This window comes from Rhizobiaceae bacterium (assembly GCA_023953835.1).
Taxonomy (GTDB): domain Bacteria; phylum Pseudomonadota; class Alphaproteobacteria; order Rhizobiales; family Rhizobiaceae; genus Mesorhizobium_G.
Genome location: JAMLJB010000001.1, coordinates 1455366 through 1473122, shown reverse-complemented (window position 1 = coordinate 1473122; position 17757 = coordinate 1455366). Strand labels below are relative to the sequence as shown.

At 61.9% G+C, this 17757-nt stretch carries 16 protein-coding genes; 8 read left to right on the top strand and 8 right to left on the bottom strand.

Features of this window, described 5'->3' with window-relative positions:
- The 8 genes from M9924_06875 to miaB all read right to left on the bottom strand — a co-directional run bounded on the left by M9924_06875 (position 1) and on the right by miaB (position 8270).
- On the bottom strand, positions 1-723 hold the full coding sequence (locus M9924_06875; GenBank protein ID MCO5064126.1) for a tRNA (guanine(46)-N(7))-methyltransferase TrmB: 723 nt from the start codon (positions 721-723) through the stop codon (positions 1-3).
- An 11-nt stretch (positions 724-734) separates the two neighbouring features.
- Entirely contained in the window at positions 735-1997 is a 1263-nt protein-coding gene (gene metK / locus M9924_06870; protein MCO5064125.1) for a methionine adenosyltransferase, read from the bottom strand.
- A 108-nt stretch (positions 1998-2105) separates the two neighbouring features.
- Complete coding sequence (locus tag M9924_06865) at positions 2106-2525, bottom strand: helix-turn-helix transcriptional regulator (protein MCO5064124.1); 420 nt, start codon at positions 2523-2525, stop codon at positions 2106-2108.
- 109 nt (positions 2526-2634) lie between these two features.
- A complete protein-coding gene (gene lnt / locus M9924_06860) occupies positions 2635-4212 on the bottom strand; it encodes an apolipoprotein N-acyltransferase (GenBank protein ID MCO5064123.1) in 1578 nt (525 codons plus the stop codon).
- A 112-nt stretch (positions 4213-4324) separates the two neighbouring features.
- On the bottom strand, positions 4325-5377 hold the full coding sequence (locus M9924_06855) for a hemolysin family protein (protein MCO5064122.1): 1053 nt from the start codon (positions 5375-5377) through the stop codon (positions 4325-4327).
- A 26-nt stretch (positions 5378-5403) separates the two neighbouring features.
- Positions 5404-5898 carry an rRNA maturation RNase YbeY gene (gene ybeY, locus M9924_06850; GenBank protein ID MCO5064121.1) on the bottom strand — a complete coding sequence of 165 codons (495 nt, stop codon included), beginning with the start codon at positions 5896-5898 and terminating at the stop codon, positions 5404-5406.
- A gap of 12 nt (positions 5899-5910) precedes the next feature.
- Positions 5911-6957, bottom strand: a complete 1047-nt coding sequence (locus tag M9924_06845) for a PhoH family protein (GenBank protein ID MCO5064120.1) — start codon at positions 6955-6957, stop codon at positions 5911-5913.
- Entirely contained in the window at positions 6954-8270 is a 1317-nt protein-coding gene (gene miaB / locus M9924_06840; protein MCO5064119.1) for a tRNA (N6-isopentenyl adenosine(37)-C2)-methylthiotransferase MiaB, read from the bottom strand. The genes M9924_06845 and miaB overlap by 4 nt, the downstream gene beginning before the upstream one ends.
- A 297-nt stretch (positions 8271-8567) precedes the next feature.
- Here miaB and M9924_06835 point away from each other — a divergent pair, with 297 nt between their 5' ends.
- From M9924_06835 to M9924_06800, 8 genes are all read left to right on the top strand, one after another.
- Positions 8568-9599, top strand: a complete 1032-nt coding sequence (locus M9924_06835) for a BMP family protein (protein MCO5064118.1) — start codon at positions 8568-8570, stop codon at positions 9597-9599.
- A gap of 38 nt (positions 9600-9637) precedes the next feature.
- A complete protein-coding gene (locus tag M9924_06830) occupies positions 9638-11185 on the top strand; it encodes an ABC transporter ATP-binding protein (GenBank protein ID MCO5064117.1) in 1548 nt (515 codons plus the stop codon).
- Complete coding sequence (locus M9924_06825) at positions 11175-12224, top strand: ABC transporter permease (GenBank protein ID MCO5064116.1); 1050 nt, start codon at positions 11175-11177, stop codon at positions 12222-12224. Before M9924_06830 ends, M9924_06825 begins: the two co-directional genes overlap by 11 nt.
- 4 nt (positions 12225-12228) lie before the next feature.
- Positions 12229-13170 carry an ABC transporter permease gene (locus tag M9924_06820; protein ID MCO5064115.1) on the top strand — a complete coding sequence of 314 codons (942 nt, stop codon included), beginning with the start codon at positions 12229-12231 and terminating at the stop codon, positions 13168-13170.
- Positions 13171-13273: 103 nt separating this feature from the next.
- The gene (locus M9924_06815; protein MCO5064114.1) at positions 13274-13771 is read left to right on the top strand and encodes a MarR family transcriptional regulator; all 498 of its coding nucleotides are present in this window, start codon (positions 13274-13276) and stop codon (positions 13769-13771) included.
- A 1-nt stretch (position 13772) separates the two neighbouring features.
- Positions 13773-14945, top strand: coding sequence for an HlyD family secretion protein (locus M9924_06810; protein ID MCO5064113.1), 1173 nt, complete (start codon positions 13773-13775; stop codon positions 14943-14945).
- A 37-nt stretch (positions 14946-14982) separates the two neighbouring features.
- A complete protein-coding gene (locus M9924_06805) occupies positions 14983-16512 on the top strand; it encodes a DHA2 family efflux MFS transporter permease subunit (GenBank protein MCO5064112.1) in 1530 nt (509 codons plus the stop codon).
- 101 nt (positions 16513-16613) lie between these two features.
- On the top strand, positions 16614-17702 hold the full coding sequence (locus M9924_06800) for a pilus assembly protein (GenBank protein ID MCO5064111.1): 1089 nt from the start codon (positions 16614-16616) through the stop codon (positions 17700-17702).
- Positions 17703-17757: the final 55 nt, after the last annotated feature.

The following is a 17757-nucleotide window of genomic DNA, read 5'->3' as shown; positions in this document are numbered from 1 at the left end:
CTAGCCACGGAGAGCGCCTTTCGCCGCGCTCCGCGCAAAGCTCAAATAGGCGGGCGTCCTTCCCTCGCGCAGCGCCTTGGCCTCGTATCGCGTGCCGGGCCATCCGTCATAGGGCTTGCGCCAGTCGTTTGCATCCTGCGCCAGCCACTCGAATCCGCCGTGCTTCCGGCACTCCAGGAGCGTCCAGTTCACATAGTGATCGATATCCGAGGCAAATCGGAATAGTCCACCCGGCTTGAGCACCCGCCAGATACGGTCGAGATTCGGCTGGCTTACGAAACGCCGTTTCCAGTGCTTCTTCTTGGGCCATGGGTCGGGATAGAACAGGTCGACGCCGGCCAGCGACGAGAGCGGCAGCCAGTCGAGCACATGAATGGCGTCCTCGCCATAGAGTCGCACATTGTCGAGGGGGTGGCCGGCAAGCGAGGCCGTGACCTTTGCCATTCCGTTGATGAACGGCTCCACCCCGATGAAACCGACGGTCGGATTTTCCCGTGCGCGAAAAAGCAGGTGCTCGCCCCCGCCAAAACCGATTTCCAGCCGCACGTCCCGAACCGGCGCCTGAAACAGGTCGGATAAATTGGTGGGAGCGGGCCGGGTCAGGTCGAGAGCATAGCTGTCACGCGCGGCCTCGAAGGCAGCTTCCTGGCTTTGGCGCAAGGGTCGCCCGCGCCTTCGCCCGAAAAACGCACCCTTTGGGGACGGGCCGCTATCTGACGCCATTGTGCGGCACGTCAGGCGGCGAGCGCCTTCTTCAGCGCGCCGGTCAGGTCGGTCTTTTCCCAGGAGAACGAACCGTCACGACCCGGCTTGCGTCCGAAATGTCCGTAGGCGGTCGTCCTCGCATAGATGGGCTTGTTGAGGTCGAGGTGCCGCCGGATGCCGCTCGGCGAAAGGTCCATGACCTGCCGCAGCGCGCTTTCGAGCTTGTCCTCGGGAACCTTTCCGGTGCCGTGAAGATCGACATAGACCGACAGCGGCTGCGCGACGCCGATGGCATAGGAAAGCTGGATTGTGCAGCGGTCGGCAATGCCTGCGGCGACCACGTTCTTGGCGAGGTAGCGCGCGGCATAGGCGGCGGAACGGTCGACCTTCGTCGTGTCCTTGCCCGAAAAAGCGCCGCCGCCGTGCGGAGCCGCGCCGCCATAGGTGTCGACGATGATCTTGCGCCCCGTCAGGCCCGCGTCGCCGTCCGGCCCTCCGATGACGAACTTGCCGGTCGGATTGATGTACCAGTTGCAATCGGCGGCGATCTTGAGATCGCCGAGCGCTTCACGGATATAGGGCTCCACCACCTGCCGGACTTTCCTGGAGTCCCAGCTTTCGTCGAGATGCTGAGTGGACAGAACGATCTGGGTGACCTCGGCGGCTTGTCCACCCGCATAGCGAACGGTCACCTGGCTCTTGGCATCGGGACCGAGCTTTCCCACGTCGCCCTTGCCAGCGTGACGGGCCTCGGCGAGCTTTTCAAGAATCTTGTGGCTGTAATAGATCGGCGCAGGCATCAGGTCAGGCGTTTCGCGGCAGGCATAACCGAACATGATGCCCTGATCGCCCGCACCCTCCTCGCCCTGCCGGTCGGCGGCGTTATCGACACCCTGCCCGATATCCGGCGACTGGCCGTGCAGCAGCACGTCGATCTTTGCGGTCTTCCAATGAAAGCCGGATTGCTCGTAGCCGATGGCCTTGATCGCCTTGCGCGCCACGGACTTGAACTTGGAAGGGTTCACCACGGGATGGCCGGAACTGTCCTTGAGGATATTTCCGTCCTTGTCCTTCTTGAGCAGCGTTTCGGGAACTCGAACCTCGCCCGCGATGATGACCCTGTTGGTGGTGGCCAGCGTTTCGCATGCGACGCGCACCTTCCACGGGTCCATGCCGGTTTTTCGCGCTTCACGGTAAACGAGGTCGACAATTTCGTCCGATATGCGGTCGCAAACCTTGTCGGGATGGCCTTCGGATACGGATTCGCTGGTGAAGAGATAGTCGTTGCGCACAGGTTGCCCTTTAGAAAGAAAAACCGGCCCCCAGCCGGTGGCGTCCTGTTAGCTTTCCCTTATGGCAGCGTCAAGCAAACGCCGTTCTACGAGGCCGGAAAATGCAAATCAGACTTCCGCGCTTGCGCCCGTGCTCAGCGCCTTGACGAGATCGAGCACGCGGCGACGCACCTTGATGTCGTCAATGGCGATATAGGCCCGATTGAGCTGAAGCCCTTCCGTGCTTGTGCAGAACTCCATCAGCGAAAAAGCCTTGTCGGGTTCGGCAAAGCCGTTTCGTGCAGGTTCGGCACCATTGGCGTCCTCGAAGAAAAAGGAAACAGGCGCGCCGAGAATATTCGAGATGGCCTGCAACCGGCTGGCCCCGACGCGATTTGTACCTTTTTCGTATTTCTGAACCTGTTGAAACGTGATGCCAAGCCTTTCACCAAGACGTTCCTGGCTCATACCCATCATATTTCTGCGAAGACGAATACGACTCCCGACATGAATGTCGATAGGATTGGCCTTCTTCTTGTTTTCACCCATTGGTAGCCCCAGAAGAATACAAAGAATATGCACCTACCGGATGCAGGAATAATGCTTGCAACCAGCCCGTGCCCCGTGGTGCATGCGCTACATCTAAATTAGCAAACAGTCAATTTTTGATTTTGCGGTATAGCGCCAGTATTGCCGCCAGCAGAGCAAGCGCAATCGCGATGCCGGCTCCGGTCATTTGCTGCCGCCGGGCGTTGGCTGGACTTTGCGCCGGAATGTTAAGCTGGGCGTCGAGCGCGCCCTGACTGTTTATGGCGAGCGCGTCGAGCACGCGACCCCTGTCGTCTATAAAGGCGGAAATGCCGGTATTGGCCGCACGCACGACAGGCAGTCCGGTTTCGACCGCCCGAACCTGAGCCTGACGCAGGTGCTGATAGGGTCCGGGCGTGTTTCCGAACCATGCATCATTCGTGACATTGAGCACGAAGCTCTTCGCAGGCGCGGGATTTATCATCAGGTCGGGAAAGATGACTTCGTAGCAGATGAAGGGAAGCGCGCTGAAACCTCCGAGGATCGACAGCGGGTGCCTGTTCGCGCCTGCGACGAAATTCATCGGGCCGGAAACGAACCGATTGATACCGATCTGCTCGAAGAAATCCTCGAACGGGACATATTCGCCAAAGGGGACAAGGTGAACCTTGTCGACGGCGTCGACGATCTCGCCCTTGTCGCTGATTGCAACGATCGAATTGTAATAGAGCGTCGAATCCCCGCCGCCTTCGGTTCGCGCGATACCGGCGAGCAGCAACTGTCCCTGATCCAGCATCTCACCCAGCATGCGCAGGCCGTCCGGGTGTTCCTGGAACAGGAAAGGTATCGACGTCTCCGGCCAGACGATGAGCGTGGGCTTCGGCTTGCCAGCAGCAGGCGCCTGCCGGGATAGCGCGATTTCGGAATTGAAGATGCGATCGCGCACCGATTCATCCCATTTTTCGGTCAGGTCGATATTGGGCTGCACGATGCGCACATTCAGCGGCGATCCCGGAACGTCCGGCTGCGAAAGGGCATGGAATCCATATCCGACATGCGCCGCGAGAAGCGCGACCGCCAGAATCGCGCCGACGGCCCTGTGCCTGCGTCCTGAAAGCAGGGCGGGCATGGCAAACACGAAAACAGCCAGCGCATTCATGCCGATCATGCCGACGACGCCCACGCTCTGCATGAGCAGCGGTACCGGCATCAGCCCGAAACCGACCGGATTCCACGGAAATCCGGTCAACAGCGTCTCGCGCAGCCATTCGGCAAGGGCAAAGGAAAAGGCAAGCGCTGCGATGCGCCCGATTCCATCCGTCCAGAGCAGGCGGGCAAGTGCGGCAGCCGCGCCGAAGTAGAGAGACAATATCAGCGGCAGGCCGACGATCGCGAAGGGGAGCGCCCATGCATAGGTCTGGCTCTCGACCATGACCGCGCCGCCCACCCACCAGAGCCCGGCGAGGAAATAGCCGAAGCCGAACCACCAGCCCACGGCGAACGCCGGCTTCAACCGTGCGACCGGGCCAGCGGACACGGGAGGCACCGCGCCGTCCAGCAACCAGACCAGAAGCGGGTAGGAAATGAATCCGGCAAGCACGAAATCGAATGGCGCCTGCGTGAGAACCGCAAAAGCGCCCGCAAGCACCGCTGCGAGCGTACGCTTCCCGCCGGACAATAGGACAATGTTGCCCGCCAGTCGGTTCATAAAGTCCGGGTTCCCTCGAATCACCGGCCTAGAGGTGTATCAGGCCGAAGGGCGGGGGCCAAACATTCCTTGGCTTGCCCGGTTTCTCCCGGCTCCCCAAAAAGGGGAGCATTTACTCCTGCTCGGCCTTGGGCGCGGCGCGACGGCGACGGTCGCCCTTCTGGCTTTGCACGATGCGCACGCGCTTGACGCGGCGCGGGTCGGCATCGAGAACGTGGAATTCATAGCCTGGAATGGGCTGGACGACCTCGCCGCGCGCGGGCACGCGCCCGAGCGCGTTGAAAATCATGCCGCCGATCGTATCGACATATTCGCCATGCTCGCCGGGCGCGAAATCGCCGCCCACGGCCTTTGCGACATCCTCGATTTCGGCCTTCGCATCGACGATGAAAATGCCGTCGCCGGCCTTGGTGATGAGCGGTTCTTCCTCGTCGTGCTCGTCCTCGATGTCTCCCACCACCATCTCGACGATGTCCTCGAGCGAAACCAGCCCGTCCGTGCCGCCATATTCGTCGATGACCAGCGCCATCTGCGTCCGGCTCGTCTGCATGCGCGCCATCAGGTCGGAGGCCAGCATGGACGGCGGAACGAAGAGCACGGTGCGGATGAGGTTGAGCTCCCCGATCGTCTTGCCAAGATCCACAGTCGAAAGGTCGAGCGCGGCATTGCCTGAGGGCTTGCGTCCACGTCCTTTCTTTGCGCGGGCGCTGCGCGTGACGTGGGCAAGCAGGTCGCGAATGTGAACCATGCCGCGCGGGTCATCCAGCGTTTCAGCGTAGACAGGCATGCGCGAATGGCCGCTGTCCTCGAAAATGTTCATCAGCTCGCCGACGGTCGTTCCGATCTCCACGGCCTCTACGTCAGCGCGGGGCACCATGACGTCCTCGACACGTACTTCGCGCAGGCGAAGGATATTGTTGAGCATCGCTCGCTCGCCGGGAGAGAAGGCTTCCCCCTCCGGGGCGGTTTCGGAAAGTGCGTCCGCAAGGTCTTCGCGTAGCGAGTTGCCGTTACGCTGCCGGAAAAGGCCGGCCACTCTCTCGAAAAAGGAATGGCGTTCCGGCGATTGCCCGTGACTTAAGCCGCTACTCGGACCTTCATCGGTCCGTTCAGCCTTGCCGCTTGCCGTCTCCGGCTGCGCGGCGATATCCGTTCTGTCGTTCATTTTCTTTCGTCGCTTGGACCTCCTAATTATTCATAGGGGTCGGGGATGGCAAGCCTTGCTAGCGTTCTCCGCTCCAGGCCTTCCATTTCTTCTGCCTCTTCATCAGTCTCGTGATCGTAGCCGATCAGGTGCAGGAAGCCATGCACGACAAGGTGCAGGAGGTGGTTTTCAAACGGCTTTGCCTCTTCTTCCGCCTCGCGCCGCACCGTTTCCCAGGCCAGGACGATATCTCCCAGCAAGGGCGGAAGCGCGCCGTCCCGTCTTGGCGGAAAGGCCGGGAATGAAAGAACGTTCGTCGCCTTGTCCTTGCCGCGCCACTGCGCATTGAGCGTCCGGATGTGGCGGTCATCCGTGAACAAGATGCTCACTTCGGTGCCGGAAGGCGGAATCTCGCGCCGAAGCTCGGCCTGCGCTGCATCGCAGGCGCGACGGCAGACCGCTTCGAGTTCCGCCAATGGCGGCCAGTCGCCCGCCTCCACCCCGATATCGATCGAGATGTGCGGCTCGCCAGACGGTTTCATGCTCACGTCCGGTCAGTTCTCGTCGACAGGAAGTCCGCGCGCCACCTTGCCTTCGCGGTCATAGGCCTTGACGATCTCGGCCACGAGCGGATGGCGTACGACATCCGTGTCGTTGAACCGAACGGTCACGGCCCCCGGCACGCCGTCGAGAATGCGAAGCGCCTCGACGAGCCCGGACTTCGTGTTGGGCGGCAGGTCGATCTGGCTCGGATCGCCGGTGACGATCATCCGGGAGCCTTCGCCAAGCCGCGTCAGGAACATCTTCATCTGCATCGAGGTGGTGTTCTGCGCCTCGTCGAGTATGACCGCGGCATTCGAGAGCGTGCGGCCGCGCATGAAGGCGAGCGGCGCGATCTCGATGACCTCGGCAGTCATTGCGCGTTCCACCTTGTCCGCAGGCATCATTTCGTAGAGCGCGTCATAGAGCGGGCGAAGATAGGGATCGACCTTTTCCTTCATGTCGCCCGGGAGGAACCCCAGCCGCTCCCCTGCTTCCACCGCCGGACGCGACAGGATGATGCGCTCGACCATGCCACGCTCCAGCAGGCTGGCGGCATAGGCGACGGCGAGAAACGTCTTGCCGGTGCCAGCCGGACCGATGCCGAACACAAGCTCCGACCGCTCCAGCGCGCGCATATAGGCATCCTGGTTCTGCGAGCGCGCATAGATGGTGCGCTTGCGGGTGGCGATCTGCGCCGCCGACACCTTTCCCTTGCGCTCCAGCGTCGGCAGGGTGAGCTGGTCATCGGCGGCGACCGCCATGCGGACAGCACCATCCACGTCGGATTGGGCGATATGCGCGCCCTTCTGGAGGATTCCATAGAGATGGTCGAGCGCGCGGCGCGTCTGCTCGGCTGCCACGGGATCGCCCTTGATGGTCAATTGGTTGCCGCGCGACCGTATGTCGACGCCCAGCTTCTGCTCAAGTCGGGCCAGGTTCTCGTCGAACTGGCCGTAAAGCGCGCTGGCCAGCTTGTTGTTGTCGAAGGTGAGCACAATGTGTGCAAGGTCCGATGCCCCGCCCGGGGCCGACACCTGCTTCAATTCGGCAGCGCTCAAACGTGTCTCCCTTGTGCGGCCTCGCCATACAGGCTGTTGGTTCCGAGCCGCGTGATTCGCACATTCACAATGTCGCCGATTTGGCCCACACTTTCATCAAGAATAACGGGCTGAAGCCATGGAGAGCGCCCGACCGCCTGTCCCTCCCTGCGACCCGGCTTTTCGATCAGGGTTTCGAAGCTCCGGCCGACGAGCGACGCCGCGAATTCATTCTGTTGGCGCGTCAGCAGCGCCTGCAATCGCTGGAGCCGCTCGTCCTTGACGCTTTCGGCAAGCTGGCCGGAAAGCTCCGCTCCGGGCGTGCCGGGGCGCGGAGAAAATTTGAACGAGAAGGCGGACGCGTAACGCACCTCTTCCACCAGCCGCATCGTGTCCTCGAAATCGGCGTCGGATTCGCCGGGAAAGCCGACGATGAAATCGCCCGACATCGCGATGTCGGGCCGCGCGGCGCGGATGCGCTCCAGGAGTTTCAGATAGTCGCCGGCCTTGTGCTGGCGGTTCATCGCCTTGAGGATGCGGTCCGAACCGCTTTGCACCGGCAGGTGCAGGTAGGGCATGAGCATCGGGAGGTCGCGATGCGCGGCGATCAGGTCGTCATCCATGTCGCGCGGATGGCTGGTGGTGTAGCGAAGCCGGGCGATCCCCGGAATTTCCGCGAGCCTGAACAACAGGCGGCCAAGTCGCCATTCCTTGCCGTCCGGACCCTCGCCGTGCCATGCGTTGACGTTCTGGCCAAGCAGGGTCACTTCGCGCACGCCGCCTTCGGCGAGGCGTTCGGCCTCGGCGACGATCTGCGAAACCGGACGCGAAACCTCCGACCCGCGTGTGTAGGGCACCACGCAGAAGGTGCAGAACTTGTCGCAGCCTTCCTGCACGGTGAGGAAAGCAGTGACGCCGCGCCGCGCCACCTCGGCGCGCCTCGGCTGCGGCAGGTGCTCGAACTTGTCCTCGATGGCATAGTCGGTTTCGACCACGCGCTCGCCTGCCCGCGCCTTTCTCACCACCTCCGGCAGCCGGTGATAGGTCTGCGGACCGACCACAAGGTCGACGGCGGGCGCGCGGCGCAGGATTTCGCTTCCTTCGGCCTGCGCGACGCAGCCGGTCACGCCGACGACCATTTCGCGTCCGTCCCTCGCGCGGTCGGCCTTCATCTGGCGGATGCGGCCAAGTTCCGAATAGACTTTCTCGGCGGCCTTTTCGCGAATATGGCAGGTATTCAGGAGCACGAGGTCGGCTTCCTCCATGCTCGCCGTCGCGGCATAGCCGTCCGCCGCCAACGCATCGGACATGCGCTGGCTGTCGTAGACATTCATCTGGCAGCCATAGGTCTTGACGAAGACCTTCCTGGCCTTCCCGACCGGGCGGCCATGACCGGGTTCGCGCGACTCTGTCGCACCCTCCGCCCCAATTGCAGCTTCAAAATCCATGCGCGCGCTTTAGACTATTTCCGCGTGCTGTTGAAGCATTTCAGCGCAACATGTTTTTTTGCGATGCAGGTGGCGCAAGACGCTTGATTGCAGATTGCCGAAGGTGAATAGTTCGTTTACGTTTTACTAAATGATAAAAAATCACTCAGTGTAAACCGCGGCCATAAACCCAGGGGAACTTGCATGAAAAATGCGTCTAGCAGATTTTCGTATCCGTCACGTCGTGACCTCTTGAAAGCGGCTGGCGCCGGAGCGGCGCTGTCAGCGGTTGGGCTGCCGACAAGGCTGTTCGCAGCCGAGCCCGTCAAGGTTGCGGCAATCTATACGGTGCCGGTCGAGCAGCAATGGGTGAGCCGTATCCACAAGGCGGCGAACGCCGCCAAGGAACGCGGCGACATCGAATATGTGTTCTCTGAGAACACCTCAAACAGCGATTATGAGCGCGTCATGCGCGAATATTGCGAGGCCGGGCACAAGCTCATCGTCGGCGAGGTCTTCGGCGTCGAGGAAGCCGCTCGCGGCGTCGCCAAGGACTATCCGGACACGGCGTTTCTGATGGGGTCGAGCTTCAAGCCGGACGCGGCGGCAGCACCGAATTTCTCGACCTTCGACAACTATATCCAGGATGCGTCCTACCTCACCGGCCTGATCGCGGGGGCCATGACCAAGTCGAAGAACATCGGCATGGTCGGCGGCTATCCGATCCCCGAGGTGAACCGCCTGATGAATGCATTCATGGCGGGTGTGAAGGAGAGCGCGGGCGACGTGAAGTTCCAGGTCGCGTTCATCGGATCGTGGTTCGATCCGCCGAAGGCCAAGGAAACCGCCTTCGCGCAGATCGATGGCGGCGCGGACCTGCTCTACGCCGAGCGCTTCGGCGTTTCGGACGCAGCCAAGGAACGCAAGGTGCTGGCTGTCGGCAATGTTATTGATACACAGGCTGACTATCCCGAGACGGTGGTCGCCTCCGCGCTCTGGCATTTCGAGCCGACGCTGGACAAGGCCGTCGCCGAAGTGAAGGCTGGAACTTTCAAGGCCGAGGACTATGGCGTCTATTCCTTCATGAAGCACGGCGGCTGCTCGCTGGCGCCGCTCGGAACCTTCGAGGGCAAGGTGCCTGCCGATGTCATGGCCAAGGTCGCCGAGAAGGAAAAGGCGATCAAGGACGGTTCCTTCACTGTTGAGATCAACGACGGCGAGCCGAAGTCGAGCTAGGCCTTGGAACGTTCAGGGGTCCCCGGCCTGGCAAAGCCATGACCGACGCGCTGCGCCTTGATGCGATCACCAAGCGGTTCGGTCCGCTTCTCGCGAACGATTCGATTTCGTTCTCGGTCGCGCAGGGCGAAGTCGTCGCGCTGCTGGGCGAAAACGGGGCAGGCAAGACGACGCTGATGAACATTCTCTTCGGCCACTATGTGGCCGACGAGGGTCATATCGAGGTGTTCGGCGAACCGCTGCCGCCGGGCGATCCGAAGGCGGCGCTGGCGCATGGAATCGGCATGGTTCACCAGCACTTCACGCTGGCCGACAACATGACCGTGCTCGAAAACATCGTGCTCGGAACGGAGCCTCTTTTCCGGCCCACACTCGACAAGGCAGGCGGGCGGGCCAAGGTGCGCAAGCTCGCGGAGGATTTCGGCCTTGCCGTCGAGCCCGACGCTCCCGTCGCAAGCCTCTCGGTCGGCGAGCGCCAGCGCGTGGAAATCCTCAAGGCGCTCTATCGCGATGCGCGCATCCTGATACTTGACGAGCCGACCGCCGTGTTGACGCCGGCGGAGTCGGACGCGCTGTTCGGCACGTTGAAAATGCTCGTGAAGCGCGGGCTGTCCATCATCTTCATTTCGCACAAGCTTGGCGAGGTCATGGCCGCGAGCGACCGCGTGCTCGTGCTCCGCGCGGGCAGGCTGGTGGGCGAGCGGCGAACGGCCGATACGACGCGTCACGAACTTGCGGAACTGATGGTTGGCCGCGAGGTCAGGCCGCCGACAGTGTCGCCGATGGCGCGGGGACCGGTGCTCGTTTCCCTGCGGGATGTCTCGACCGGCGCCAAGGGCAGCCGTGGACGGCTGGACGGCGTTTCCCTCGATCTCCACGGCGGCGAGATAACCGGCCTTGCTGGCGTTTCGGGCAACGGGCAGGCTGCGCTGGCCGGCTTGATCGCCGGAACGGAGAGGCCTGTCTCCGGCACGATAGCGATCGGGGCTGTGGTGCGGGGCGAGTGGTCGCCGCGCGCTGCCCTTGCGGCAGGCGTCGGTCGCATTCCGGAAGATCGTCACGCGGTCGGGTCCATCGCCGACATGACGGTGACGGAAAACGTGATCTCGGAGCGTTATCGTTCGCCGCGTTTCAGCCGGCATGGGCTGCTCGACTGGCCCGCGGCCCGCGGCTTCGCGGAGAAATTGATCGCCGACTACGACGTCAAATGTCCTTCGCCGGACACGCGCATGCGGCTGCTCTCCGGCGGCAACATGCAGAAGCTGATCCTTGGCCGCGCGCTGGATTCCGATCCGCAGATCGTGCTCGCCAACCAGCCCGTGCGCGGTCTCGATGTCGGCGCGGTCTCCTATGTCCACCAGAAGCTGCTGGAGGCGCGGGCGCGCGGCGCGGCAATCCTGCTGATCTCCGAGGACCTTGACGAGATACTGGCTCTGTCCGACCGCATTCTGGTCATCTCGAACGGCAGGCTTTCGCCGCCGTCGGCGCGCGGCGAGCGCAGTGCGCGCGAACTTGGAGAACTCATGGCGGGCCATTTCGAGCCGTCCGGCGCAACGCCAGCAGCGGAGAGACCGCATGCGTCTTGAGCCGAAGTCAGCTCCTTCGCTTGCCGCGACTTTCGCCTATCCGCTGGCGGCCATTCTGGTCACTTTGGTTCTGACCTCGCTGCTGGTGCTGGCGGCGGGCGCTTCGCCCTTTTCGATCTTCTATCTCGTAGCAAAGGGCGCTGCCGGTTCGCAGTTCGCGCTGCTGGAGACGCTGACGCGGGCGACTCCGCTCATTTTTACCGGCCTTGCCATTGCCGTGGCGTTTCGGGCAAAGCTCTGGAACATCGGGGCCGAGGCGCAGCTTTACGCCGGCGCGGTGGTGACCGTGGTGCTCGGAACGGGCGCGCTGCCGTTGCCATCTGTGGTCCTGATCCCGCTCATCATGCTAGCGGCGATGCTGGCGGGCGCGCTGCTGCTCGCCGGACCGGCTTTCCTGAAAATCCGCTTCGGCGTCGACGAAGTGGTGACGACGCTGCTCCTCAACTTCATCATGCTGCTGTTCGTGTCCATGCTTCTGGAAGGTCCGCTCAAGGACCCGATGGGGCTTGGCTGGCCGCAATCGCAGAAGGTGATCGAAGCGGCGCAACTGCCGCGCATCATCAAGGGCAAGCGCCTGCATCTCGGCTTCATACTTGCGCTGATTTCCGCGTTCGCCACATGGTTCGTAATGAAGAGAACCACGCTCGGCTATGAGATGCGCGCGGTCGGACACAATCCTGAAGGCGCGCGGTTTGTCGGCATTCCGGTCAATTCGGTGCTGATGAAAACCGCGCTGCTCTCTGGCGGCCTCGCTGCGCTCGCCGGCTTTTCGGAAGTCTCGGGGCTAAAGGGAAACCTGACGCTCGACCTGTCGCCGGGCTTTGGCTATTCGGGCATCGTGGTTGCCATGCTGGCCATGCTCAATCCGCTCGGCGTCGTTTTGTCGGCCATTTTCGTGGCGGGCATATTTGTCGGCGCGGATGCCATGAGCCGAGCGGCGGGCGTGCCGAGCTATATTGCCGATGTGATGGTCGCCACCGCCCTCCTCACGATGGTGACGGCCATCTTGTTCTCACGCTTCAGGTTGCGGTGGAGATAGGCTCGTGGAAGCGCTCGACATATTGCTTAGCGCCTCCTTCTGGGTTGCGGCCATCCGTATTGCTTCGCCGCTGATCTTCGCCACGCTCGGCGAGCTGATCTGCGAGCGCGCGGGCGTGCTCAACCTCGGCATCGAAGGCATCATGACCGCCGGAGCTTTTGCCGGGTGGTTCACCGTCTATGCGGGGGGCGACCTGTGGACCGGAATCGCCGTCGCGGCGCTTGTGGGCATGGTGCTTGGCCTGCTCCATTCGACGCTCACCGTTCCGCTCGGCCTGTCGCAACATGTCGTCGGCATCGGGGTCACCCTGCTTGCGACCAGCCTCACCTATTTCGTCTACCGGCTCGCGCTGCCGGAAGTCACCTCTCCGCCCAAGATCGAGCCGTTCCAGGTCTGGGCGATTCCCGGCCTGTCGAGCATACCGATTGTCGGCGAGGCGCTGTTCGCGCAGACGCCGTTGACATATCTGGCCTTCATCATGGCCGGACTTGTGGCCTGGCTGCTCTACCGCACACCGCTCGGGCTGGCGCTGAGGGCAGCAGGCGAAAATCCGTCAGCCGTCGAGGCACAAGGCATCAGCGTCACGGGGATCCGCATGGGCGCGGTGATCGCAGGCAGCGCGCTCATGGCGATCGGCGGCGCTTTCCTGACCATGTCGGCCTTCAACTCATTCTTCTTCGGAATGATCAACGGGCGGGGCTGGATCTGCATCGCACTTGTGGTGTTCGGATCGTGGCGGCCCGGCAAGGCTTTGCTCGGCGCGATCCTGTTTGCGGCCTTCGACGCTTATCAGGTGCGCCTCCAGCAGCTCTCGGGCGGAATCGTGCCCTATCAGGTGTTCCTGATGATGCCCTATGCGTTGTCCATTCTGGCGCTGGTTCTGGTGGCGCGGCGCGCCACATACCCCAAGGCGCTGATGGTGCCCTACCAGAAGGGCGAACGGTAGACCCAACGAATCTTCGGGGTTTCGGGCGCGCCACCATGGGGCGTGCGAAATATTTTTTGCGACGCACAATTTCCTCTTGAAATAGTAAGCATGCTTATAATATATGGCGCTTATGAGCGACCTGTCCGCACCTGTTGATGAAACCGACCGCGTCGGCTTTCTGCTGCACGATGCCTCCCGGCTTCTGCGCCGGAGGTTCGAGACGCGCGCGAGTTGCTTCGGCCTGTCCGCCGCGCAATGGCGGCTTCTGGTTCGTGTCTACAAGGAAGAAGGCGTCGCGCAGGCCCGCTTGGCGGAGCTTCTGGAAATCGAGCCGATCAGCGTTTCGCGCCTGATCGACCGGATGGTTGAAGGCGGATGGATCGAGCGCCGCAGCGACGCCACGGACCGCAGGGTCCGCATGATCTACCTGACTGAAAAGAGCAGGGAGATATTCGGCAGCATGCGCGGGATGGCGACGCAGGTTTTCGACTACGCGCTGAGCGGCCTTTCGCCTGACGAACGCCGAACGACGATCCATGCACTGAAAACCATAATTGAGAATTTGAGTGACGACGACCGGATGGCCGCCGCCCTGAAGACCCCTGGAAAGGCAGCCTGAAATGTCGAGTGCCGCAAACACGAACGAACGCAATGATGCGGAAGTGAAGCAGTTTCCGCAGCCGCAAATGGAGGCGCCCGCCCCCCAGAAGGAGGCAGCGCCCGTCGTCGAGGTCAAGATCGCTCCGAAAAAGCGAAGCCGCCGTTATGTCCTGATGGCCGTCGTGCCGCTGGCGCTGCTTGCGGGCGGCACCTATTTCTGGGTGACCGGCGGCCGCTATCAAGAAACGGAAAACGCCAATTTGCGGCAGGCGCGCATCGCGGTTACCTCGGAGGTGGCAGGGCGTATCGTGGACGTCGGGATCCGTGAAAACCAGGAGGTGAAGAAGGGCGACACGCTTTTCGTGATCGATCCCGAGCCTTATCGCATTGCGCTGGCGCAGGCGGACGCCTCGCTCGCGGCGGCCCGGCTTAAGGTCGAGGAATTGCGCGCCGGCTACAGCCAGGCGATCGCAACCCAGAGGGTTTCGGAAGAAGAAGTGAACTACTTCCGGTCCGAACTCGACCGCCAGTCCGAATTGACGAAGAAGGGCGTCGGCACCACCGCCGCGCTCGATTCCGCGCGCCGCGATCTCATCAAGGCCAATGAAGAGCTTTCGGCGGACAAGGAAGAGGTCGCGGGTGCGCTCGCGGCGCTCGGCGGCAGACCGGACATCGAAACCGACAAGCATCCGACGGTTCTGGCTGCGCTTGCCGCGCGCGACAAGGCGCAATTCGACCTGTCGCAAACGACCATCAAGGCTTCCGGCGACGGCGTGGTCTATCAGGCGGCCTCGATCAAGCCGGGCCAGTTCGTCACGGTCGGCACGCCGTTGTTCACGCTGGTCGAGACAGGCGACACCTGGGTCGACGCCAATTTCAAGGAAACCCAGCTCACCCACATGAAGGTCGGGCAGGAAGCGGAAATCACCCTTGATACCTTCCCGGACCATCCGCTGAAGGCTGTGATCGACTCCATCGGCGCGGGAACGGGTGCGGAATTTTCCGTGCTCCCGGCGCAGAACGCGACCGGAAACTGGGTCAAGGTCACGCAGCGCATTCCGGTGCGGCTCAAGGTGGAATCGCCCGACGCCAAGCTGATGCTTCGCTCAGGCATGAGCGCGACTGTGTCGGTGGACACTGGCAAGGCGCGCGGCTTCGGCAGCCTGTTCGGGACGGCCATGGCGGGCGAATAACGAAACCAGACGGTCAATTTCCCTCAAGAGCGCTCACATGAGCCAGGTCCACTCTTATACCGATGTGCCGCATCGCGGCCTCATCACCGTTTCCATCATGTTGGCGACGGTGATGCAGGTGCTCGACACCACAATCGCCAATGTCGCCCTGCCGACCATGACGGGCGATCTCGGCGCGTCGCAGGACACGATCAACTGGGTGCTCACATCCTACATCGTCGCGGCAGCGATCATGACCCCGGTCACAGGCTGGCTTTCGGATCGGCTCGGGCGGCGTGAACTGTTCGTCGGCTCCATCATCGGCTTCACCATCACGTCCATGCTGTGCGGTCTGGCCTGGAACCTTGAGGCCATGGTCGGCTTCCGGCTTCTGCAGGGTGTGTTCGGCGCGGCAATCGTGCCGCTGTCGCAGACCATACTTCTCGACATCAATCCCCGGGAGCGGCAGGGCTCGGCCATGGCGATCTGGGGTGCGGGCATCATGGTCGGCCCGATCATCGGCCCGACGCTCGGCGGCTGGCTGACCGAAACCGCGAACTGGCGCTGGGTGTTCTTCATCAACCTGCCCGTCGGCATCCTGGCGGTGCTTGGAGCCATCGCCTATCTCCCGAAATTCGCCACGCGTCGACGCGGCTTCGATTTCTTCGGCTTTGCCATGCTCTCGCTCGGCGTCGGCGCGCTTCAGCTCATGCTCGACCGGGGCGCGGAAGTGGACTGGTTTTCGTCCATGGAAATCTGGATCGAACTGGCGCTTTCGATCACCGGCTTCTGGCTGTTCATCGTCCATCTTTGCACCGGCAAGGACACGTTCATGGATGCCAGCATGTTTCTCGACTGGAACTTCGTCGTCGGTCTGATTTTCATCTTCATCGTCGGTGTCATCCTCCTGTCGGGTCTGGCGCTGCTGCCGCCGATGCTCGGGCAATTGTTCAACCATTCGACAACGCTGACCGGCATTGTGATGGCGCCGCGCGGCGTGGGCACCATGATTTCCATGCTGCTGGTCGGCAGGCTCGTGCGCATGGTGGATCCGCGCGGGCTTGTGCTGGCCGGCCTGCTGCTTACCGCGTGGTCGCTCTACATGATGACGAATTTCACGCCGCAGATGGACGATACGCAGATCGTTTTGTCCGGCATCGTGCAGGGTCTCGGTCTGGGTCTGGTCTTCGTTCCACTTTCGACGCTGGCCTTCTCGACACTTGACGCGCGCCACAGGGCGGATGCGACCAGTCTTTTCACCCTCGTTCGCAATATCGGATCGTCGATCGGCATTTCGGTGGTGTCAGTACTCCTTACGCGCAATATCCAGATCAACCATTCGGAGATTGCGGCGGGACTGACGCCCTACAATCAGAATCTGGCGACCGCGCTTCCGGGCGCCATCACCGGCGACACCACGACTTTGACGCAACTCGACCAACTGGTGAATCAGCAGAGTGCGATGATCTCTTATGTCAATGATTTCAAACTGATGATGATTGTCACCCTTTGCGCAATCCCGCTCGTTTTCCTCCTGCGCCGATCTACGGGGCCGAGGCCGGCGGTCGCCGCCGCGCACATGGACTGAATAAACCGTTCCCTACGATTTCGTTTCGATTTGAGTGAATTGGCTTAAACGTCATTTCAGCTTCACGCGCTATGACTCCCGCATAGGCGGAGACGGAGCAAATGAAACTCACATCGAAACTCCTGAGCGGCTTTGTACGCTCGGAAGACGGCAATTTTGCCGTGGTCATGGCGTTGAGCGCGGTGCCGCTGCTGCTCGGCGCCGGCATGGCGGTTGACTACAGCCGCGCCACCAACAATCGCGGCAACATGCAGAACGCGCTGGACGCGGCAACCCTGTCGATTCTGGGACTGCCGAAGACCACGACCGAAGCGCAGCGCAAGACCAAGCTGCAAGAGGTATATGTTGCTGGAGGTGGCGTCGGGACCACTTCGCTCAAGACCTTCAACATCGACAATCTGGGTGCGGCGACTGCAACCACAAGCGCCTCTTTCGACGTTCCGACGACGCTGATGAAGCTTGCGGCGATCGAGGAAGTGAAGGTTGGCGTGAAAGCAGGCGCAAGCAAGCCGCCGCAGCTTACGGAAGCCAATTTCACGCTCGATACGGTTTCGGGGTGGTGGAACAAGACCATGTATCTGTTCGGAAAGCAGTATACCGCCGGTGCGAACGATCCTGACGAGAAGCTGATGCAGATCGACTATACCTACAATGGCTTCGGCGACCCCAAGGGCTACGGCACGACGACGGCCTATGAGGTCACGATCGATCCGAAGACCAACAAGGAAGTGAAGACGAAGGTGCAGGAAGAAGTCTGCACCACCAAGAAGGTTACCAAATGGAGCAACACCACGGGTGTGAAGTTGATCCAGCAGACGTCCGGCAGCACCAAATATGAAACCACCTGCAAGACGAGCTACTACGGAGGCGATACAAAGGGTGCGGTCATCGATGTAAGCACGATGGACAATCTGTACCTGCGTATGGACGTCACCTCCGGGACCAAACGAACCTTCCGTTCGGACGATATGGCAACCTCGGAACATCTCTTCCTCGACGGCAAGGAAGTGGACAAGAATACCAAGGTGGACATCTTCTCAGCAGTGCCTTGCGGGCAGGAAAGCGCGCAGGCCTGGGAGGACGGTGGTAGTGCCCTGCCTGGGCCGGTCACTGCCGCGGACTTCTTCTACAAGGTTACCGGCAAATGCGATTATTCGCAAAAGACGGTTGGAATTCGCCTTACCCAGTAGACCATCGCTGCACAAACTTAAGGCCGCCTTTTCAGGCGGCCTTTTCTTTTGGGCG